The sequence below is a fragment of the Pseudomonas sp. CFBP 5748 genome (genome assembly GCF_053850495.1).
The window spans coordinates 194,645-214,677 of the sequence record NZ_JBSPTN010000004.1 but is presented as its reverse complement, the minus strand read 5'-3'; the positions used below and the strand labels follow the sequence as shown (position 1 = coordinate 214,677).

Sequence of the window (20,033 nt, the reverse complement as noted above, 5' to 3'; positions counted from 1 at the left end):
TCCAAGAAAAGGCCGTGTCCATGAATTCGCTCAAACTCTTCGTTGCCCTTAGCGCCTTGGGCGCTGCTTCCCACGCCATGGCTTGGGACTATGTCCTGCTCGATACCGATAAGGCTGCCCAGCCCTGGCAAATCACCAGCCAGCAACTCGGCGTGAAAACCGACAAACCCTTTTCCGTGACGATGCGCACCCTGCACGGCGGCCGGCAAGAAGGCGTCAGCATTATCGACATCGACAACGGCACCATGAAGCTTTCAGTGGTTCCGACCCGGGGCATGAATGTGCTGCAGGCATCGGTCGGGAATGTGCGCATGGGCTGGGACTCACCAGTCAAGGAAGTGGTCAATCCGGCGTTCATTGAACTCAATGGTCGCGGCGGATTGGGCTGGCTGGAAGGTTTCAATGAGTTGGTGACCCGCTGTGGCTACGAATGGGTCGGCCACCCCGGCATCGACAACGGTGAATTGCTGACCCTGCATGGTCGCGCTGCCAACATCCCGGCCAATAAGGTCACGTTGCACATCGACGAAAAACCGCCGTACGCCATCACGCTGCGGGGTGAGTTGAAGGAGCAGGCGTTCAAGAAGGTCGACTTCTCGGTACAGACCGAACTGGTCACCGAGGCAGGCAGCGTGACGTTCGCCCTCAGCGATACCCTGACCAACAACGGTGACTATCCGAAGGAATACCAGGCGCTCTACCACAGCAACTTCAGCACACCTTTCCTGGAGCAGGGCGCTCGTTTCGCCGCGCCGGTCAAGCAGGTCTCGCCGTTCAACGACAAGGCCAAGGGCGATTTGCCTGATTGGCAAACCTACCGGGCGCCGACCAAGGACTACGACGAAACCGTCTACAACGTCGTGCCATACGCCGACGCCAAGGGCGACACCCTTACCGTGCTGCATAACAAGGCCGGTAGCCTCGGCGTATCGGTCGGCTTCAACACCGGGACGCTTCCCGTGTTCTCCCTGTGGAAAAACACCGATACCCAAGGCCAGGGCTACGTGACCGGGCTGGAGCCAGGCACCAGTTTCTCCTATAACCGCCGGTATCAGCGACCACTGGGCCTGGTGCCCACTATCGCGCCGAAAGAGCACAAGCAATTCCAGATCCACTACAGCCTGTTGGCGGACAAGGGCGCCGTGGATAAGGCACTCAAGCGCATCGATGAAATCCAGAACGGTCAAAAAACCGAGGTACGGGAAACGCCGCTGGTAGACCTGACCAAGCCGTGACGCGCTTCAAGGTGTAGCGGGTCGATATTGCAGGGCTTCGGCCAGATGCTCCCGGCGGATACTCGCCGCTTGCTCCAGGTCCGCCAGCGTCCGGGCGACCTTGAGCAGGCGGTGGGCGGCGCGCAGCGACAAGGTCAGCCGTTCGCAAGCGGTTTCCAGCCACGTTTCATCGGTTGTGGATAACTTGCAGTGCCGACGCAAACCCGGCAGATCCAGGAAGGCGTTGGCGCAGCCCTGGCGTTTTTGCTGACGCTCCCGGGCTTCGGCCACTTGCTCGGCGACCGTGGCTGTATCGTCCCCGGGTTCGAGCTTGGGGCTCAGGGCTGTGGCCTCACGGGCGACGGTCAGGTGCAGGTCGATGCGGTCCAGCAGGGGGCCGGAGAGCTTATTGCGGTAGCGCTGCACCATGTCCGGCGTACACGAACAACGCCCGCTGGGCTCGCCTAGATATCCACAGGGGCAGGGATTCATCGCCGCCACCAGTTGGAAGCGTGCCGGAAAACGCACCCGGTCACGGGCGCGAGAAACTACGATGTGGCCCGACTCCAGCGGTTCCCTCAGAACTTCCAGCACTTTGCGGTCGAACTCTGGCAGTTCATCCAGGAACAGCACGCCATGGTGGGCGAGGGTGATTTCCCCAGGTTGCGGTTTCGATCCGCCACCCACCAATGCGGGGCCGGAGGCCGAGTGGTGCGGCTGGCGAAACGGGCGTTGCGGCCAATGGCTCAGCGGCACGCAACTGGCGACCGATTGGATGGCTGCAACTTCCAGCGCCTCGCTTTCCGCCAACGGCGGCAACAGCCCAGGCAAACGACTCGCCAGCAGGGTCTTGCCGGTGCCCGGCGGGCCGCTGAACAACAGGTTGTGCGCCCCCGCGGCGGCGATCAGCAACGCCCGCTTGGCCCCGGCCTGGCCTTGTACTTCATTCAGGTCGGGATAGGGCTTGCTGGCCGAAAGCAGCCCGTTGGAAACAAACGTTTTGACCGGGGTATGGCCATTAAAATGAGCCACGGCTTCGAGCAGGTGATTCACCGCAATCACCTTCAGCCCCGACGCCAGGCAGGCTTCCTCGGCATTCGCCCACGGCACCACCAGCGTACGCCCAGCCTTGCGCGCCGCCAGCGCTGCCGGCAATACCCCGCGTACCGGTCGTACGGCGCCGGATAACGCCAACTCGCCGAGGCATTCCACGTCGTCGAGCATCAAGGTTGGTACTTGCACGCTGGCCGCCAGGATCCCCAAGGCAATGGCCAGGTCGAACCGTCCGCCGTCCTTCGGCAGATCCGCCGGCGCCAGGTTCAAGGTGATGCGTCGCGCCGGGAAATTCAGCCCCGAATTGATGATCGCGCTGCGCACCCGGTCCTTGCTTTCCTTCACCGCCGCCTCCGGCAAGCCGACCATCGTCAGTGACGGCAAGCCATTGGCCAGATGAACTTCAACGGTAACGGGGGGAGCCTCCACTCCCACCTGGGCGCGGCTATGGACGATGGCAAGCGACATGAAACGTTCCTTGAGTGAGTAGGGTGCCGCATCCTGCGGCTCTTGAAGGTTAGTCGTGGGGACATGTATCGGAGCGGGAATCGAAGTGAGAAATTTTGGCAGGATGTTGCGGGCGCGGATGACGAGGCGTTCGAAAAATGACCGGACCAGGCCTCTGCTAGACTGCGATTTGCCCCATCGGCACTTGGCGGTATCAGCGGCGCTACGAGGAGGTGGCCCATGAACGATCTGCTGGCGCTGTTGACCGACAAGCGCTTTATCCCCCATGGGCATTGCTATATGTGGCGCCCGGATTTGCTGTGGACCAATGTGATCGCCGATGGTTTGATCACCCTCTCCTACGTCACCATTCCCTTCACGCTGATCTACTTCATCCACAAGCGCAAAGACGTGCCTTTTGACTGGATGCTGACGGCTTTTGGCGTGTTTATCCTGGCCTGCGGCACCAGCCATGTGATGGAAATCCTGACCATCTGGCAGCCTTATTATTGGCTATCGGCGCTGGTCAAGGTGATCACTGCGATGGCCTCGGTGATTACCGCCATCCTGCTGATCCGGCTGGTGCCCGCCGCCCTGAAAATCCCCAGCCCGCAGCAACTGGCCAAGGTCAACGACGAGTTGCGCGAGGCGCAGGCCGAACTGGTCACCACTGCGCGCCGGGCCGGCATGGCTGAAATCGCCACCAATGTGCTGCACAACGTGGGCAATGTGCTCAATAGCGTCAACGTGTCGGCCCAGGTCCTGTACGAGAAGGTGCATACCTCCAAAGGGCCGGGGGTCGCCAAGGTCGTTCAATTGATGAAGGAGCACCCCGATGATCTCGGCGACTTCATCAGCAGCGATCCAAAAGGCCGCGCGCTACCGGACTATCTCGGCAAGCTGGCCGAGGCCCTGGCAGTCGAACAACACAGCATGATCGCCGAGCTGGCGCAGTTGACCCGGCGAATCGACCACATCAAGGAGATCGTCGCCACCCAGCAGTCCTACGCCGGCAACTCCAGCGTGCTGGAACCGGGCTCGCTGCGAGAACTGGTCGAGGATGTGGTACGCATTTGCGATGTGTCCCTTGCCCTCCATCAGGTAACGCTGGTCAAGGAGTTCGATGATGTCCCGACAATGCCGCTGGACAAGCACAAAGTGCTGCAGATTCTGGTCAATCTGATCAACAACGCCCAGCAGGCACTGGGCTCGGGCGCGGGGCGGCCGTCGCGGATTACCCTGCGTCTGAAGGTCGTTGACGACACGCGCGTGCGGGTCGAAGTGGAGGACAACGGCGAGGGGATTTCGACGGAGAATCTTGGACGGGTGTTCGAGCACGGCTTCACGACGCGCGCCGATGGTCATGGCTTTGGCCTGCACAGCTGCATCCTGGCCGCGCACGAGATGGGCGGTGAGCTGACGGCACTGAGCGCGGGGCCGGGCAAGGGCGCGCTCTTTATCCTGGAGTTGCCGCTGGCGCTTGCCCAAGGCTCATCCCAGCGGGTCGCGAGTGGTTGAGCCGCCAGCCCGGGCGGCTTACTCCTGTGCTGGAGCCAGTCGCGCTTCCATTTCCGCGACCTTGGCCTCCAGGCTTTCGAGCCGCGCCCGGGTTCGGGCCAGCACGACCATCTGACTGTCGAATTCTTCCCGGCTCACCAGGTCCAGCTTGCTGAACCCGCTTTGCAGCAGGGCCTTGAACTGGCTTTCTATTTCGCTTTTGGGCAGTGGAGTATCACCGCTCAAGAGGCGGGAGGCGTGGCCGCTCAGGGCGTCGAGGAGATCTTTGGGCGCAAGCATGTGCAGGTGTCCTGAAAACGATGGCGGGCAGTGTACCACGCAGTGTCTATAGTCAATTTGCGCGCAAGGGATGCACGCTTTTCGCGCATAGGGTCGGGCATCGCTGCACTGTTGTTGTGCGTATCGCTGTGGTTCGTGGTGCGGCGCACGCGGGCGCGGTGGCCAAGAGGCTGAAATCAGAGGGTTTGGGCACAGATGGCAAGCTTTCTGCTTAGAGGCTGATGACCCATGCACTGATGCAGTCGTTGTGACGAATGCAGTGCAGCAGGCGGAGCGGGGAGTTTCGTCAGGAGCGGTTAACTGGCACCTGTCGGGCTACTTGGGCCGACGATGCGTTACAAAGCCAGGCACTGCGCTTAGACTTGAGTCGGGTTTGTTTTCCTGGGGCAAGTCCACCAATTCGGGAGAGAGTTTCATGAAGCTAGTCACTGCCATCATCAAGCCGTTCAAGTTGGACGACGTGCGCGAGTCGTTGTCCGAGATCGGCGTGCAGGGCATTACCGTTACTGAGGTCAAAGGCTTCGGTCGGCAGAAAGGTCACACCGAGCTGTATCGTGGCGCGGAATACGTGGTCGATTTCCTGCCCAAGGTGAAGATCGATGTCGCCATTGACGACAAGGATCTTGACCGGGTGATCGAGGCGATCACCAAGGCCGCCAACACCGGCAAGATCGGTGACGGAAAAATCTTTGTGGTCAATCTGGAACAGGCTATTCGCATCCGTACCGGCGAAACCGATACCGACGCTATTTAAGCCGCCAAACCCAACGCCCCAGGAGAAAACAATATGACTCTGCGTAAATTCGCAGGGCTAGGAGCCCTGTTGTCCTTCGCAATGCCTGGCCTGGCCATGGCAGAAGAAGCGGCAGCCCCAGTCCTGAACTCCGGCGATACCGCCTGGATGCTGACTGCCACGATTCTTGTACTGTTCATGACCATTCCCGGCCTGGCGCTGTTCTACGGCGGCATGGTTCGGTCGAAAAACCTTCTTTCCGTGATGATGCAGTGCTTCGCCATTACCGGTCTGATCAGCGTCCTGTGGGTCATTTATGGCTACAGCATCGCGTTCGACACCACGGGCATGGAGCAGGGCGTCGTCAACTTCAACTCCTTCGTGGGCGGCCTGGGCAAAGCCTTCCTGGCGGGTGTCACCCCGTCCAGCCTGACCGGTCCGGCGGCGCTGTTCCCTGAAGCGGTGTTCATCACCTTCCAGATGACCTTCGCCATCATCACCCCGGCCCTGATCGTCGGCGCCTTCGCCGAGCGGATGAAGTTCTCCGCCATGCTGATCTTCATGGGCGTGTGGTTCACTCTGGTGTATGCGCCGATTGCACACATGGTCTGGTCCGGTAACGGCGGCCTGCTATGGGACTGGGGCGTGCTGGACTTCGCCGGCGGCACCGTGGTGCACATCAACGCCGGTATCGCCGGCCTGGTGGCGTGCCTGGTGCTGGGCAAGCGCAAAGGCTTCCCGACCACGCCGATGGCGCCGCATAACCTCGGTTACACCCTGATGGGCGCTGCCATGCTGTGGGTTGGCTGGTTTGGCTTCAACGCCGGCTCCGCCGTCGCCGCCAACGGCACCGCCGGCATGGCGATGCTGGTGACTCAGATTGCCACTGCCGCCGCTGCATTGGGCTGGATGTTTGCCGAGTGGATCACCCACGGCAAGCCAAGCGCACTGGGCATTGCCTCGGGCGTGGTAGCGGGTCTGGTTGCGATCACTCCGGCTGCCGGCACCGTGGGCCCGATGGGTGCTCTGGTCATCGGTCTGGCGGCGGGCGTGGTGTGCTTCTTCTGCGCAACCACCCTCAAGCGCAAACTCGGCTATGACGATTCCCTGGACGCCTTCGGTGTGCACGGCATTGGCGGTATCCTCGGCGCGATCCTGACCGGCGTGTTTGCAGCACCGGCCCTGGGTGGCTTCGGCACCGTGACCGATATCGGTGCGCAAGTGTGGATTCAATTCAAAGGTGTGGCCTTCACGGTGGTTTACACCGCGATCGTCACCTTCATCATCCTCAAGGTGCTGGACGCCGTCATGGGTCTGCGTGTCTCCGAGGAAGAAGAAGCCGTGGGCCTGGACTTGGCCCAGCACAACGAGCGTGGCTACAACCTGTAAGCACACGCAATAAAAAATGCCCGGCTTGCCGGGCATTTTTTTGTCTGGAATTTGTCAGTGCTCACACAGAGTGCTGGTTTTTCCGACGCCTTTTGTTGTGTAGGCGACATGGGTTTTTCTGCGGCCAAAGGCTTACATGGAAGCAGGCGCATTAGGCCCTTTGTTTTTTCCCAGAGCGCGCTAGAATGCGCGCCGAACGTGCGGAGATCTGTATGTGGCAACAGACGCTGATAACCCTGCGGGCAAGGCCTCGGGGCTTTCATCTGGTAACGGACGAGTTACTCGCCGGCCTGCCTGAACTCCAGGCGTGTCGTGTCGGTCTGTTGCATCTGTGGCTGCAGCATACCTCGGCCTCGTTGACCATCAACGAGAACGCCGATCCGGCGGTACGTCGAGACTTCGAACGGTTTTTCAATCGGCTGATCCCACAAGGAACCGCCGATTATGAGCACAACGACGAAGGCCTTGACGACCTCCCGGCGCACTTCAAGGCTAGCGTGCTTGGTTGTCAGCTCAGCCTGCCGATCACGGCAGGACGGCTGGCGCTGGGTACCTGGCAAGGTGTCTATCTGGGCGAGCACCGGGATCATGGCGGTGCTCGTAGAGTCCTCGCCACTTTGTACGGTGATGGGGCATAACCGCTGATTGCCGGCGGATGTTGAATTTTTTCTGGCAGCCTTCGACAGATGGCGAAGCTGGGCTATAACTAATCTGCTTTTCGCAAGTCATGAGGTAGAACATGAGCGACGATGATCTGGAAAACGACGACCTCGAAGTAGGTGACGAAGACGAGGCTGAAGAAGGCCTTGAAGCAGCGGCTGAAGACGTTGCCGATGATGAGGGGGCCGATGTACCGGTCCCTACCGCCAAAGGCAAGGCCAAGGCGGCAGTGTCGGTCGACGAGTTGCCGAGCGTAGAGGCCAAGAACAAGGAGCGTGACGCGCTCGCCAAGGCCATGGAGGAATTCCTGGCCAGGGGTGGAAAGGTGCAGGAAGTGGAGGCCAATGTGGTCGCTGATCCGCCCAAGAAGCCTGATAACAAGTACGGCAGCCGCCCTATCTGAGTTTCTGCTTGCTGAAAAAGCCCGCCGTCGCTGCGGGCTTTTTCATGGGCTGGATAAAATTTTCAGGCTAAGCACCGTCCCTGTGGGAGCGAGCTTGCTCGCGATAGCGGTTTACCTGTCACATCAATGCTGGATGTGCCGCCGCCATCGCGAGCAAGCTCGCTCCCACAAAGGGGCTTTGGCGGCTACAGAGCAGGGGTTCAGCGCTGGCTATGCCAGCCCGCCAGCAACCCCGGTAGCTCAGTCAGGCTGCGAATCTCTGCATCCGGCGCATGATCGGCGTCCCAGGTCTTGCCCGCCGGGTTGAACCACACCGCGCGCAGGCCGGCCTGTTGGGCACCGGCGATGTCATCGCCTGGATGATCGCCAATGTGCACGGCGGTCTGCGCCGTGGCGCCGCCGCGTTGCAGGGCTTCGTGGAACAGTCGGGCGTCAGGTTTGGCGATGCCGATGTCTTCTGCGCACAGGGCAAACTTGAAATAATCCGCCAACCCCAGGCGACGCACGTCGGCGTTGCCATTGGTGACCACGCCGAGGGCGAAATGGTTGGCCAGGATTTCCAGGGTGGGCTGCACCTCGGGGAAAATCTCCAGTTGATGACGGGCATGCAAGAAGGTCTCGAATGCCTGGTCCGCCAGTTCAGACGCTTGCCACTGGTCGTAGCCGGCTTCCTGCAATGCACGAAACAGCACCCGCCGGCGCAACGCGCTGATGCGATGCTTGAGGGTGGGCTCTTCGCGCAGCACCTGTTCGCGAATGGCAAACAGGTGCTCCACCGGCAAGCCGCCCAGATTCGGTGCGTTGTCGGTCAGCCATTGGCGTAAGACGGCTTCGGCGCTGGCGATCACGGGGGCGGTGTCCCACAGCGTGTCGTCGAGGTCGAAAGTGATGAGCTCGATGGTCATGATTCGTCGCCCTTGATGCGTTTGGCCCTGGGGTGGGCACTGTCATAGACCGTTGCCAGGTGCTGGAAGTCCAGGTGGGTGTAGATCTGGGTGGTCTTGATGTCCGAGTGGCCGAGCAGTTCCTGGACGGCACGCAGGTCCTGGGAGGACTCCAGCAGATGGCTGGCAAAGGAGTGCCTGAGCATGTGCGGGTGCAGGTTCTGCCCCAATTCCCGTTCGCCGGCCGCCTTGACCCGTACCTGGATCGCCCGCGGACCGAGGCGTCGGCCTTGTTGGCTGACGAACACCGCGTCGTCGGCGGGGTTGGTCAGCGCCCGCAGCGGCAGCCACAGTTCCAGGGCTTCGCGGGCCTTGCGGCCGATGGGCAGCAGGCGGGTCTTGCTGCCCTTGCCGAGCACCTGGACCATGCCGTCGGCCAGGTCCAGTTGATCCAGGTTCAACCCCGTCAACTCCGATAGCCGCAGGCCGGAAGAATAGAACAGCTCGAGGATCGCCTGGTCTCGCCGTGCCAGGAAGTCGTCCTCGACGGCACCTTCAAGCAGTTGCAGGGCGCGATCGGTGTCGAGGGTTTTCGGCAGGCGGCGTTCGCCCTTGGGCGGCGCCAGGCCGGTGGCCGGGTCGTGATCGCAGAGACCTTCGCGGTTGAGGTAGTGGTACAAGCCGCGCACTGCCGACAACAGTCGCGCCAGGCTGCGGGAGGATTGCCCTTGTTGGTGCAGGCGGGCGATCAGGCTACGCAGGCGCTGGATGTCCAGCGCTGACCAGCTGCCAATGTTCTGTTTCTGGCACCAGCCCAGGACTTTGTCCAGGTCGCGACGATAGGCCGACAACGTGTGGGGCGACACCTGGCGCTCACTGCGCAAGTGTTCGCAGTAGGCGTCCAGTTGCCGTTCCATCATCAGCGTACCGAGCGCAGCGAACCGGCAACCCGTGGCAGCACCCGGCCGGTGACTTCGGCGATGTAGCTCAGGAACAATGTGCCCACCGAGCTCTTGTAGTGCTGCGGATCGCGGCTGGCGATGGCCAGCACACCGTGCACGCCCTGATGAGCAATGGCGACGACGGCGGTGGAGCCGATCTGCTTGCGCTGCTCTTCACCGAACAGGAAGTCCAGTTCATGCTCGCGCAGGCTGCCACTGACGCTTTTGTTTTCCGTGAGCAGGCCGCCGATGGCGGTCTGTGCATCGGCATGAGTCACCCAGCGGCCCACCGGCATGGCGTTGTCGCCAAACAGGATCAGGCTGACAAAAGGTACCTGGAAATCCTGGCGCAGGCTGTCTTCGACACTCATCACCAGGTCTTCGAGGGTGCTGGCGTCCATCAGCGCCAGGATCAATCGACGGGTCTTGTCGAAGAGCCGATCATTGTCCCGTGCCACGTCCATCAGGTGCGAAAGTCGATGGCGCATCTCGATGTTGCGCTCGCGCAGGATCTTCATCTGATGTTCCACCAGCGACACGGTGTCGCCGCGCCGGTGGGGGATGCGCATCGTCGCAAGCAATTCTTCGTGCTCGACGAAGAAGTCCGGATGAGCCTCCAGGTAAGCGGCTACCGCCGCGGCCTGCGGGAGCGGGCTAGGGGATTCGTCGGGCTGTGGGGCTGGAACCTGTGGCTGGTCGGTCATGGGTTTGGCTCACTCAAAGACGAACTTGTCCTTCGTATACGCGTACTGCCGGACCGGTCATCATCACCGGTTGGCCGGGGCCTGCCCATTCGATGGACAGGCGCCCGCCAGGCAGGTCGATCAACAATGGCGAATCCATCCACCCCTGGCTGATCGCAGCGACTGCGGCGGCGCAGGCGCCGGTACCGCAGGCCTGGGTTTCCCCGGCACCGCGCTCCCAGACGCGCAATTGCGCACGGTGGCGATCGATGACCTGCAGGAAACCGACATTCACCCGCGCAGGAAAGCGCGGATGGTGCTCGATTTTCGGCCCCAGCTCATGCACCGGAGCACTGTTGATATCGGTCACTCGCAGCACGGCATGGGGGTTGCCCATGGACACCGCCGCCAGTTCCACGGTGGTGCCGTCGACGTCCACCTGATAGCTCAGGGCCTGGGCCGGCGCTTCGAACGGAATGTCCGCCGGTACCAGGCGCGGGGCGCCCATGTTGACGCCGATCTGGCCGTCGCTGCGTACATCCAGTTCGATGATGCCGCTTTTGGTTTCGACGCGAATCTGCCGTTTGGCGGTCAGGCGCTTGTCCAGCACAAAGCGGGCGAAGCAGCGCGCACCGTTGCCGCATTGCTCCACTTCCGAACCGTCGGCGTTGAAGATCCGATAGCGGAAATCCACGTCCGGGTTGTTAGGTGCCTCGACGATCAGCAACTGGTCGAAACCGATACCGGTGTGCCGGTCGCCCCATTGCTTGGCGTGCTTGGGCAGGATGTGCGCGTGCTGGCTGACCAGGTCAAGGACCATGAAGTCGTTGCCCAGGCCGTGCATCTTGGTAAAACGCAGCAGCATGGTTTTACTCCGGCAGCAGGCTTTCGCCGGCAAACAACTCGGCTACCGTCTCGCGGCGACGCACTTGGAATGCCTGATCACCGTCCACCAGCACCTCGGCGCAGCGGCCGCGGGTGTTGTAGTTGGAGCTCATGACAAACCCGTAGGCGCCGGCCGAGTGCACGGCCAGCAGATCGCCTTCTTCCAGCGCCAGCTCCCGGCCCTTGGCCAGGAAGTCACCGGTTTCGCAGATCGGCCCGACGATGTCATAGCTGCGAGCAGCGGTATTGCGAGGGCGCACCGCGGTCACGTCCATCCACGCCTGGTACAGCGCCGGGCGGATCAGGTCGTTCATGGCCGCATCGACGATGGCGAAGTCCTTGTGCTCGGTGTGCTTGAGGTATTCGACCTGGGTCAGCAGCACGCCGGCATTGGCGACGATGTAGCGGCCCGGCTCGAACATCAGCGCCAGGTCACGCCCTTCGAGGCGCTCACGCACCGTCTTGATGTAGTCGGCCACCAGCGGCGGCTCTTCGTCGCGGTAGCGCACGCCGACACCGCCACCGAGGTCGATGTGACGCAGGTAGATGCCGCAATCACTGAGGCGGTCGACCAGCGCCAGCAGGCGGTCAAGGGCATCGATGAAGGGTTCCAGGGTGGTCAGCTGCGAGCCGATGTGGCAATCGACACCCAGCACTTCCAGGTTTGGCAGTTGGGCGGCGCGCACGTACACGTCTTCGGCGTCGGCAATGGCGATGCCGAACTTGTTTTCCTTGAGACCGGTGGAAATGTACGGGTGGGTACCCGCGTCGACGTCCGGGTTCACGCGCAGGGAGATCGGCGCGCGGACACCCAGCTCGGCGGCGACGATCTGCAGGCGCTCCAGCTCGTCGGTGGATTCGATGTTGAAGCAGTGCACACCGACTTCCAGTGCGCGGCGCATGTCTTCACGGGTCTTGCCGACCCCGGAAAATACGATCTTGTCAGCGCTGCCGCCAGCGGCCAGGACGCGTTCGAGCTCACCACCGGAGACGATGTCGAACCCCGCGCCCAGACGTGCCAGGACATTGAGCACACCCAGGTTGGAGTTGGCTTTTACGGCGAAACACACCAGGTGCGGCATGCCGACGAGGGCATCGGCGAAGGCCAGGTATTGGGCTTCGATGTGAGCTCGGGAATAGACGTAGGTCGGCGTGCCGAAACGCTCGGCGATCGCGGACAGGGCAACCCCTTCCGCGAACAGCTCCCCGCCACGGTAGTTAAAAGCGTCCATGGCGTTCCCTTAGTAAGTGGTGTGGGTGTCGTGCGCGTGGGATTTGGCTTGCGACGACTTGGCCTGCTCTTCAGGGGACTTGCTGTCATCAGGCAGGTACAGCGGACCTTTTTGACCACAGGCTGTTACAAGGCAGGCAACCGCGACGAGCGCAGCAAGGGAAGAGATCAGGCGCTTCATGGCGAAATCCTTGAAAATGCGTTAATTGCGCCGGAGTATACCGGCCACCCGGCAGCTTGCCTATGCGACGGGGCTCCCGTCCGGCGGGCCTGGGCATTTGACGGCGCCGCCGGTCGTCGGTCGGTATATCCTTTGCAATCATCGGGACGCGCCCGTATCTTGCGGCGCTTGAGCATGAGCAGACATTTTTGAGGTTGCCACAATGAGTTTGACTGAAGCCCGTTTCCACGATCTGGTCGATAGCACCCAGCAGACGCTGGAGGATGTGTTTGACGAAAGTGGCCTGGATATCGATCTGGAGAGCTCCGCTGGTGTGCTGACCGTCAAGTTCGAGAACGGCAGCCAGTTGATCTTCAGTCGCCAGGAGCCGTTGCGGCAGTTGTGGCTGGCAGCGGTCTCCGGTGGCTTCCATTTCGACTACGACGAGGAAAGCGAGCGCTGGATGTGCGACAAGAGCGAAGAGCAGTTGGGCGAGATGCTCGAGCGCATCGTCAAGCAGCAGGCTGATGTAGAACTCGATTTCGAAGGCCTGTGACCGCGTGAGCCAGACCGGAACGGCGCGGCCGCCCAAGCCGCTCTACAGTAATGTCAGCCCGGCGGTGCCGTCGCCGTGTACCAGCGTGTGCAAGCTGGATGAACAGAGAGTCTGCCTCGGCTGTTTCCGTCATGTGGAGGATATCCGCGAATGGCGCTCGGCCGATGATGAGCGGCGGCGGGTCATCTGCGCCGAGGCGCTCAAGCGCAAATCCCGGTAGGAGCTGCCGAAGGCTGCGATCTTTGGATTTTGATCTTTGGGGGCTTTCGTTTAGTACTCAATTGTCTGGGGCAAGATCGCAGCCTCGTTGCACTCGTCGGCGCCTACTGTTAGTGTCCGGCTACGCCTCAACTCATCGAGGCCCGTGAAAACCCCGCCTTTTTGTGGCGGGGTTTTGCTTTTTTCGTGCAGAAGAACGGAGTCTGCCAGGATCATGACCGCACCTTCCATTACCCTTACCCGTCTGGACGTACAGCGTCTGGAACGCCTGATCGACAGCCTTGATGAAACGCTGCCGGGCGTGATTGCGCTGCAAACCGAACTGGATCGCGCCGAGAACGTGGTGGGCCACGATGAAGTGCCCGCCGATGTCGTGACCATGAACTCGCGCGTGCACTGCCGCGAAGAAAGCAGTGGCAAGGATTACCACCTGACCCTGGTTTACCCGCAGGACGCGAATGCCGACGACGGCCGGATCTCGATCCTGGCTCCGGTGGGCAGTGCATTGCTGGGCCTGAAGGTCGGCCAGCATATTGACTGGCCGGCGCCGGGTGGCAAAACGCTGAAGCTGACGTTGCTGGGTGTGGAATACCAGCCTGAAGCGGGCGGTGATTTCCACCTCTGAGCACGTCAGGCCAAGGCCAGTGCCTCGTTCAGCGCGCGTTCCAGGTCGGCCTTGTAGCGCAGGTACAAATTACTTGAGCAGCCACCGTCACCTACCAGGCCGGAGAGGTCCAGGTCGGTGATGTAGCAGCGGTAGCGTTCGGTCTCGCGACGCTGTCCAACGATCTCCTTGGCGACCACGCGGAACAACTGGTCGCCATGCTCCAGCTCCGAAAACTCCTGCTGATCGCAATACAAGGTGACGTGCACTTGCCCGTGCGCGACTTTGCCGATAATGGCCTGTACGTCGTAAAACGGTTTGTTCACCGGTGTCTGCGGCGCCTGCCGCGACTCGATCCGTCGTGCCCGTCCGCTGCCTGAGGGCAGAAGCTGGTAGTACAGGGTTTCCAGGCTCAACGGTTGGGTGGCATCCATCGGCAGCAAAGCGTCGCGGCGGTACAGCACCGATTGCAGAAAGCGCTGCAAGGGCACCAACAGGCTGTGTTCGTCGTGATAGGGCAAGCGCTGTTGCCACAAGGCGTTGAGTTCATCGAGCACGTACAGCTCGGCGTCGTGCTCGTTGACCCGATAGAACACTTGGATGCACTCAGGCTGGCCCATGGGCAAGAGCAACGCCAGGTCGTGGTCTTCCAAGGCCATCGGATCCAGGTGCAGCGGGCTGTAGGCCGTCAGTTCCTCGCCCAGGTAGTCCATCAGCGCCGACAGGCTGCCCAGCGCCACATGGTTGACCTGGCCGGGCACCAGTTCCAGTACGTGATAGTGCTGCTGGACCTGAAGCAGATAACGGTGATTGAGCCGGCTCAACAGCAGGGTCTGGGCCGTTTCGAAGACTTCTTCGACCCGCCGTGCAATGAACTGGGCGCGGTTGTGGCAGAAACAGCGTACCTGCAAACGCGGCTGGTGCTGCGTGACGGGCAGGTCGTTGAGGTAGTCGCGCAGGCAGTCGAGCAGGGCGTGCTCATCGTCAAAACGGTTGACCAGCACTTCATTCCAGCTGTTGAGCGTGACCTGGTCGAGGGTCAGCACCAGGTTCTCCCGTACCCCGGCGTAGCTCAGGGAGTCGGTACGCTCGGTGGTCATCAGGATATTCAGGTCGCGGTGATGCTTGAGCGGGTCGACGCCGACGTTCACCAGGATCAGCACTTCGCTAGGCACGCTGGCACGCAATAACTGTTCTTCGTCGACCGTGGTCAGGGGCAGGGCGATGGACTGTTGCAGGCTGCCCAGCAGATTGAACAGTTCGAACTCGCTCAGGTCGCTTTCCCCGGGGTGCAGCGCCAGGCGCGTGCTGCTGTCAATCACGCCGTTGCGATGGCTCCAGGTCAAGAGCTCCAGCAACTCGCGGCTGCGCTTGATTGGCGCGAAGTTCTCCCACTCCAGGGCGTTGAGGCTGCCGTTATACAAACCCCACTGGTGCTGTCCCGGCTCTTTCTTATTGGGTGACTGGACCAGTGTCAGGGTGTCTTCGGCCAAGTCCGGGGCAATGCCGGGGTTGATGAACTCGACCTTGTCGGCCTTGCGTTCGAAGGCGGCGTACAACCGCCTGCCGAGGACGTTGAGGTCGCGCTTGTTGATCAGACTGACGGTTTTCTCGTTGCGGGCAAACTGGGTCAGGAAGCGATAGCTGTAGGTCAGCTCGTTGACCAGCGCCCGTCGCTCGGTGCTGACCTGGCGTACCTTCCACTGGCTGCGGCTGTCGAGCAGTGCCAGTTGGCGTTGGTCCCAGCCCCATTCCCGGGCCAGTCGCTCGAGCAGCACCCGCTGCCAGCCGCTGCTGCGCGCCTGGCCGGTGAGCTTGCGATTGACCTTCAGGTACAGCGCCCGGCGGATCAGTTCCAGGCGTTCGGGTTCGCCGCGGGCATTGAGGTATTCCTCGAGGCGGCGATAAACCACCATGTATGGGTCCAGCTCTTCCAGGTCCAGGTTGTTGGCAAACACGGCTTGTTTGAAGCGCAGGCTCAGACAGCGGACGTTCGGGTGTTCGCTGGCATACACCTCGGTCAACAGTAGCTTGAGCACTGACTTGTAAGGCGATTCGATGCCTTTGAACAATTGCCAGAGCCCGGCGCCGATGAATTCTCCTGCCGGGATGTAGGCCAGATGCCCCAGGTCCAGGGTTTCATCCGCGCGGATAAAGCGCTTGGAAATCAGTGTGTGGGTGTACTGCTCATAATCTTCTTCTTCGTAGACCGGCACCAGCCACCAGATGGGCGTGCGCCCGGCCAGCCAGATGGCGGTGCGGTAGAACTCGTCCAGCAGCAGGTAATGTTGGGTCGTACCGCAATCGTCGGAACTGAGCTGGTTGTCCCGCTCGCCTCGCACGAAGCGCGCCGGGTCGATCAGGAAAAAATGTGCTTCGGCCCCCTGAGTCGCGGCCCAGATCTCCAGCAGCTGGCATTTCCTGTGCAGCTCGGCCAGTTCCTCCTCGCTCAAGTCCGGGCCGTGGCAGACCCACACATCCATGTCGCTCTGATCGGCCTGGGCCAGCGTGCCAAGGCTACCCATCAAGAACAGGCCAAGAATGGGTCGCGGCGGGTTACTGCCGTGGCGCGGCTTGTAGGAAAACGAGCGGGTCAGCCGCTGGGCTTCGGCCAGGACGCTGGCATCGGGTTCATAGTTCGACAGCCCGGCAGGCGTGCTGCCCGAGACGTAGCCGGGCAACAGGGGATGGTTGACGTGGAAAAACAGCGGCAACAGCGTCAACACACCTTGCTGGCGGGTCGATAGACCTTCCAGGGCGCGCTCCATCCGGACGCTGTTGAGCTTGAGAAAACGTGCGCGCAACTGGCTCAGGACCTTGCGGTCGATTCCCTCGTCCAGATCGGGGCGTATTTCGTGATTGCGGGTCATGTCAGCTCAAACCGCTCGCGGCGTCGAACGTGGGAGATCACAGGTGATGGCAGTTTAGCGTCCGATCGGCGGAATTCTTAAGCTGAAATAGGGTTTTAACAGCAGAATCTTTACGCGGGGCGCCAGTACGCCTGCGGAAATCTCGCTGAAGGAGATTTCCGTGGGCGGCAGGGGAGAATCAGGCGGTTTCTTGAACGCTGAGTATCGTCAGAACGGTTTGTACACTTTGTGCTGCATCGCGCCCCAGGCTGGTCAGATAACCGCCGTCGGGTTGGTCGATCAGTTCTTTTTCGTACAGGCGTTGGGCAGCGGCAATGGCTTTCGGGGCAGCGGTCTGATGAATTTTCAGGCCTTCCTGGGAACTGTCCAGGTTGAAGAGTGCAAGGATTTCCAGTTCGGCAACCAGCTCAGGGGTAAGCGACATAAGGACTCCAGACTTTCTAGGAATTTGGACGACAGCGACACTAAGGTGAGCGCACTCGGCCGGGCTGTCCAGTGTCAGCGTCATGCTTTTTTTGTTTAAAGCGATTCTTTTGTGGCGAGGGAGCTTGCTCCCGCTCGGCTACGCAGCAGTCGTCAAGCTAGTGGGGCCGCTTCGCGCCCCAGCGGGAGCAAGCTCCCTCGCCACAAGAGCGGTTCAGTTCTTTTCCGGCGGCAACTCAGGCAAGGCGCGCAAGGCGGCTTCATACCACTCGGTATTGAAGGCACGGTCCTCCTCCAGGATCGCGTCAATTTCCACCGCCAGCACATGGGCCATCAGGTTGAGAATTTCTTCGCGCTCATAACCCACCAGGGTCAATTTATTCAAAACAGCCCTGGCTGCTGGCGGGTTTTCGCTTTCGATCTGGTTTTCGATGGCTTCGATCAGCGTCGATTCGACAAATTCTTCTTCGTCGTTATCGATATCGGTTGGCTCGCTCATGGCAGGCTCCTGGGAGAAAGGGCGCCAGTTTACCTGCATTCAGCGGCGTGATGCGCCTGGCGAGAAACGCCTCGGCAGTCTATAACGCAAGGCTGCCAACCCCGCACGGCCTGGAGGCTTTGTAATGCTCAAGCTTTATGGTTTCTCTGTCAGTAATTATTACAACATGGTCAAACTGGCACTGCTGGAGAAGGGCCTGCCCTTCGAGGAGGTGCCGTTCTTTGGCAACCAGACGCCGGAAGCCCTGGCCATCAGCCCGCGCGGCAAGGTGCCGGTGCTGAAGACCGAGCAGGGTTTTATCAACGAGACCAGCGTGATCCTCGAATACATCGAGCAAACCCAGCCAGGCAAGGCCCTGCTGCCCAGTGACCCGTTCGAACGTGCCCAGGTGTTGGCCTTGTGCAGGGAGATCGAGCTGTACATCGAGTTGCCCGGGCGGGCCTGCTATGGCGAGGCATTTTTCGGCATGTCGGTACCCGAGGCCATCAAGGAAAAGACCAGGGCCGAATTGCTGCTGGGGTTCGCCTCGCTGGGCAGGCACGGTAAATTCTCGCCCTACGTGGCAGGCGATAGCTTGAGCGTTGCCGATCTGTATTTTTTCTACAGTGTTTCGCTGGCGTGTCAGGTGGGCAGGAAACTGTTCGATATCGACCTGCTGGCGGATATGCCAGCGGCCAAGGCGCTGATGGAGCGCTTGGGGCAGAACCCGCATGTGCAGCGGATTGCGGCGGATCGAGAAGCGGCGATGCCGGGGTTTTTGGCGATGATCGCGGCCAAGAAGTGAGTTTTGTGGTGTTCTGAAGGACGCTTTCGCGAGCAAGCCCGCTCCCACATTGGATCTCTATATGTTCACAAAATTTGTGTTCACTGAAGATCTACTATGGGAGCGGGCTTGCTCGCGAAGCTTTTAGCGGCTGGCGAGCAACGCCTGGCCGCGCACAACCGCTGCCTTGACCTGCGCCGGTGCCGTGCCGCCAATGTGGTCACGGGCATTGACCGAACCTTCCAGGGTCAGCACCGCAAACACGTCCTGCTCAATCTGGTCGCTGAACTTGCGTAGTTCGTCCAGGCTCATCTCTGCCAGGTCCTTGCCGCTGTCCACACCGTACTTCACGGCATGGCCAACGATTTCATGGCAATCACGGAACGGCAGGCCACGGCGCACCAGGTAATCGGCCAAGTCAGTGGCGGTGGAGAAACCGCGCAGGGCCGCTTCGCGCATTACGGCATGCTTGGGCTTGATCGCCGGAATCATGTCGGCAAAGGCTCGCAGCGAGTCGCGCAGGGTGTCGGCGGCGTCGAACAGCGGCTCCTTGTCTTCCTGATTGTCCTTGTTATAGGCCAGCGGCTGGCCTTTCATCAGGGTCAACAGGCCCATCAGTGCGCCGAACACCCGGCCACTCTTGCCCCGTACCAGTTCCGGCACGTCGGGGTTTTTCTTTTGCGGCATGATCGAGCTGCCGGTGCAGAAGCGGTCCGGCAGGTCAATGAATTGGAATTGCGCACTGGTCCACAGCACCAGCTCTTCGGAGAAGCGCGACAGGTGCATCATCGCGATGCTCGCGGCAGCGCAGAATTCGATGGCGAAATCGCGGTCCGAAACGTTATCCAGCGAGTTGCCGCCCACGGCGTCGAAGCCGAGCAGTTGCGCGGTGTATTGGCGATCGATCGGGTAGGTGGTACCGGCCAGCGCGGCGCTGCCCAGGGGCATGCGGTTGGTGCGCTTGCGGCAATCGACCAGGCGCTCGTAGTCGCGGCTGAGCATTTCGAACCAGGCCAGCATGTGATGCCCGAAGGTCACCGGCTGAGCGGTTTGCAGGTGGGTGAAGCCCGGCATGATGCTTTCGGCCTCACGCTCGGCTTGTTCCAGCAGGCCTTTTTGCAGGCGGGTGATCTCGGCCAGGATCAGGTCGATTTCATCGCGCAGCCACAAGCGGATGTCGGTAGCCACCTGGTCGTTGCGGCTGCGACCGGTGTGCAGTTTCTTGCCGGTCACGCCGATGCGATCGGTCAGGCGTGCTTCGATGTTCATGTGCACGTCTTCAAGATCGATGCGCCAGTCGAACTGGCCGGCTTCGATTTCATCCTGGATGGTTTTCAAGCCATCGATGATGCTGTCGCGCTCGGCATCGGTCAGCACGCCGACCTTGGCCAGCATGGTGGCGTGGGCGATCGAACCCATGATGTCGTGGCGATACAGGCGCTGGTCGAAGTTGACGGAGGCGGTGAAGCGGGCGACGAAGGCGTCGACGGGTTCACTGAAGCGGCCGCCCCAGGACTGATTGGTCTTGTCAGTGCTCATGAATTCGCTCGTGATCGGCTGAAGAAAAAATAGCGGGTTAAGGCTGCGGCGGATGATAGCAGGGTTGTCGGGGCTGGCGC

At 61.2% G+C, this 20,033-nt stretch carries 22 protein-coding genes; 10 read left to right on the top strand and 12 right to left on the bottom strand.

All coding sequences use genetic code 11. The features are described 5' to 3' along the window. The first annotated feature begins 20 nt into the window (after positions 1 to 20). Positions 21 to 1,235: an aldose 1-epimerase family protein gene (locus tag ACWNZ1_RS11045; protein WP_135847751.1), complete on the top strand. Its 1,215-nt coding sequence runs from the start codon at positions 21 to 23 to the stop codon at positions 1,233 to 1,235. A 6-nt stretch (positions 1,236 to 1,241) separates the two neighbouring features. On the opposite strand, the gene ACWNZ1_RS11040 is transcribed toward ACWNZ1_RS11045, so the two are convergent. Further along, positions 1,242 to 2,735, bottom strand: coding sequence for a YifB family Mg chelatase-like AAA ATPase (locus tag ACWNZ1_RS11040; RefSeq protein ID WP_135847750.1), 1,494 nt, complete (start codon positions 2,733 to 2,735; stop codon positions 1,242 to 1,244). Between the two features lie 219 nt (positions 2,736 to 2,954). Here ACWNZ1_RS11040 and ACWNZ1_RS11035 point away from each other — a divergent pair, with 219 nt between their 5' ends. After that, on the top strand, positions 2,955 to 4,232 hold the full coding sequence (locus ACWNZ1_RS11035; protein WP_256453914.1) for a sensor histidine kinase: 1,278 nt from the start codon (positions 2,955 to 2,957) through the stop codon (positions 4,230 to 4,232). Positions 4,233 to 4,250: 18 nt separating this feature from the next. Here ACWNZ1_RS11035 and ACWNZ1_RS11030 read toward each other — a convergent pair whose 3' ends face one another. Further along, positions 4,251 to 4,511 (bottom strand): accessory factor UbiK family protein, encoded by a 261-nt coding sequence (locus ACWNZ1_RS11030; RefSeq protein ID WP_135847748.1) that lies wholly within the window; start codon positions 4,509 to 4,511, stop codon positions 4,251 to 4,253. Positions 4,512 to 4,926: 415 nt separating this feature from the next. Between ACWNZ1_RS11030 and glnK the strand changes: the two genes are divergently transcribed. The 4 genes from glnK to sutA all read left to right on the top strand — a co-directional run bounded on the left by glnK (position 4,927) and on the right by sutA (position 7,696). Beyond that, a complete protein-coding gene (gene glnK, locus ACWNZ1_RS11025) occupies positions 4,927 to 5,265 on the top strand; it encodes a P-II family nitrogen regulator (protein WP_002555808.1) in 339 nt (112 codons plus the stop codon). Between the two features lie 33 nt (positions 5,266 to 5,298). Next, positions 5,299 to 6,633 (top strand): ammonium transporter, encoded by a 1,335-nt coding sequence (locus ACWNZ1_RS11020; protein ID WP_135847747.1) that lies wholly within the window; start codon positions 5,299 to 5,301, stop codon positions 6,631 to 6,633. Positions 6,634 to 6,845: 212 nt separating this feature from the next. Continuing rightward, complete coding sequence (locus tag ACWNZ1_RS11015) at positions 6,846 to 7,271, top strand: secondary thiamine-phosphate synthase enzyme YjbQ (RefSeq protein WP_135847745.1); 426 nt, start codon at positions 6,846 to 6,848, stop codon at positions 7,269 to 7,271. Between the two features lie 101 nt (positions 7,272 to 7,372). Then, a complete protein-coding gene (sutA, locus tag ACWNZ1_RS11010) occupies positions 7,373 to 7,696 on the top strand; it encodes a transcriptional regulator SutA (RefSeq protein WP_135847744.1) in 324 nt (107 codons plus the stop codon). Positions 7,697 to 7,896: 200 nt separating this feature from the next. On the opposite strand, the gene ACWNZ1_RS11005 is transcribed toward sutA, so the two are convergent. The 6 genes from ACWNZ1_RS11005 to lptM are packed head-to-tail and all read right to left on the bottom strand — an operon-like array spanning position 7,897 to position 12,501. Beyond that, on the bottom strand, positions 7,897 to 8,601 hold the full coding sequence (locus ACWNZ1_RS11005; protein WP_135847743.1) for an HAD family hydrolase: 705 nt from the start codon (positions 8,599 to 8,601) through the stop codon (positions 7,897 to 7,899). Then, positions 8,598 to 9,497, bottom strand: coding sequence for a tyrosine recombinase XerC (xerC, locus tag ACWNZ1_RS11000; RefSeq protein WP_135848082.1), 900 nt, complete (start codon positions 9,495 to 9,497; stop codon positions 8,598 to 8,600). Before xerC ends, ACWNZ1_RS11005 begins: the two co-directional genes overlap by 4 nt. Before the next feature lie 2 nt (positions 9,498 to 9,499). Further along, a complete protein-coding gene (locus ACWNZ1_RS10995; protein WP_135847742.1) occupies positions 9,500 to 10,225 on the bottom strand; it encodes a DUF484 family protein in 726 nt (241 codons plus the stop codon). A gap of 13 nt (positions 10,226 to 10,238) precedes the next feature. After that, positions 10,239 to 11,069: a diaminopimelate epimerase gene (dapF, locus tag ACWNZ1_RS10990; RefSeq protein ID WP_123416265.1), complete on the bottom strand. Its 831-nt coding sequence runs from the start codon at positions 11,067 to 11,069 to the stop codon at positions 10,239 to 10,241. A 4-nt stretch (positions 11,070 to 11,073) separates the two neighbouring features. Beyond that, positions 11,074 to 12,321, bottom strand: a complete 1,248-nt coding sequence (lysA, locus tag ACWNZ1_RS10985) for a diaminopimelate decarboxylase (protein ID WP_135847741.1) — start codon at positions 12,319 to 12,321, stop codon at positions 11,074 to 11,076. A 9-nt stretch (positions 12,322 to 12,330) separates the two neighbouring features. Continuing rightward, a complete protein-coding gene (gene lptM / locus ACWNZ1_RS10980; RefSeq protein ID WP_109752655.1) occupies positions 12,331 to 12,501 on the bottom strand; it encodes an LPS translocon maturation chaperone LptM in 171 nt (56 codons plus the stop codon). A 202-nt stretch (positions 12,502 to 12,703) separates the two neighbouring features. On the opposite strand from lptM, the gene cyaY reads away from it, so the two are divergent. The 3 genes from cyaY to rnk all read left to right on the top strand — a co-directional run bounded on the left by cyaY (position 12,704) and on the right by rnk (position 13,880). After that, the gene (gene cyaY, locus ACWNZ1_RS10975) at positions 12,704 to 13,036 is read left to right on the top strand and encodes an iron donor protein CyaY (protein WP_135847740.1); all 333 of its coding nucleotides are present in this window, start codon (positions 12,704 to 12,706) and stop codon (positions 13,034 to 13,036) included. Positions 13,037 to 13,040: 4 nt separating this feature from the next. After that, the gene (locus ACWNZ1_RS10970) at positions 13,041 to 13,256 is read left to right on the top strand and encodes a DUF1289 domain-containing protein (protein ID WP_135847739.1); all 216 of its coding nucleotides are present in this window, start codon (positions 13,041 to 13,043) and stop codon (positions 13,254 to 13,256) included. 213 nt (positions 13,257 to 13,469) lie between these two features. Further along, on the top strand, positions 13,470 to 13,880 hold the full coding sequence (gene rnk, locus ACWNZ1_RS10965; RefSeq protein ID WP_135847738.1) for a nucleoside diphosphate kinase regulator: 411 nt from the start codon (positions 13,470 to 13,472) through the stop codon (positions 13,878 to 13,880). 5 nt (positions 13,881 to 13,885) lie between these two features. Here the strand turns inward: rnk and ACWNZ1_RS10960 are convergent, their stop codons facing one another. The 3 genes from ACWNZ1_RS10960 to ACWNZ1_RS10950 form a co-directional block, all read right to left on the bottom strand. Next, entirely contained in the window at positions 13,886 to 16,729 is a 2,844-nt protein-coding gene (locus ACWNZ1_RS10960; protein ID WP_135847737.1) for a class I adenylate cyclase, read from the bottom strand. Positions 16,730 to 16,907: 178 nt separating this feature from the next. Continuing rightward, entirely contained in the window at positions 16,908 to 17,153 is a 246-nt protein-coding gene (locus ACWNZ1_RS10955; protein WP_135847736.1) for a TIGR02647 family protein, read from the bottom strand. A 213-nt stretch (positions 17,154 to 17,366) separates the two neighbouring features. Then, on the bottom strand, positions 17,367 to 17,651 hold the full coding sequence (locus ACWNZ1_RS10950) for a hypothetical protein (RefSeq protein ID WP_135847735.1): 285 nt from the start codon (positions 17,649 to 17,651) through the stop codon (positions 17,367 to 17,369). A gap of 124 nt (positions 17,652 to 17,775) precedes the next feature. On the opposite strand from ACWNZ1_RS10950, the gene ACWNZ1_RS10945 reads away from it, so the two are divergent. Further along, positions 17,776 to 18,435, top strand: a complete 660-nt coding sequence (locus ACWNZ1_RS10945) for a glutathione S-transferase family protein (RefSeq protein ID WP_135847734.1) — start codon at positions 17,776 to 17,778, stop codon at positions 18,433 to 18,435. Positions 18,436 to 18,558: 123 nt separating this feature from the next. Here ACWNZ1_RS10945 and argH read toward each other — a convergent pair whose 3' ends face one another. Continuing rightward, on the bottom strand, positions 18,559 to 19,953 hold the full coding sequence (gene argH / locus ACWNZ1_RS10940) for an argininosuccinate lyase (RefSeq protein WP_135847733.1): 1,395 nt from the start codon (positions 19,951 to 19,953) through the stop codon (positions 18,559 to 18,561). Positions 19,954 to 20,033 lie beyond the last annotated feature (80 nt).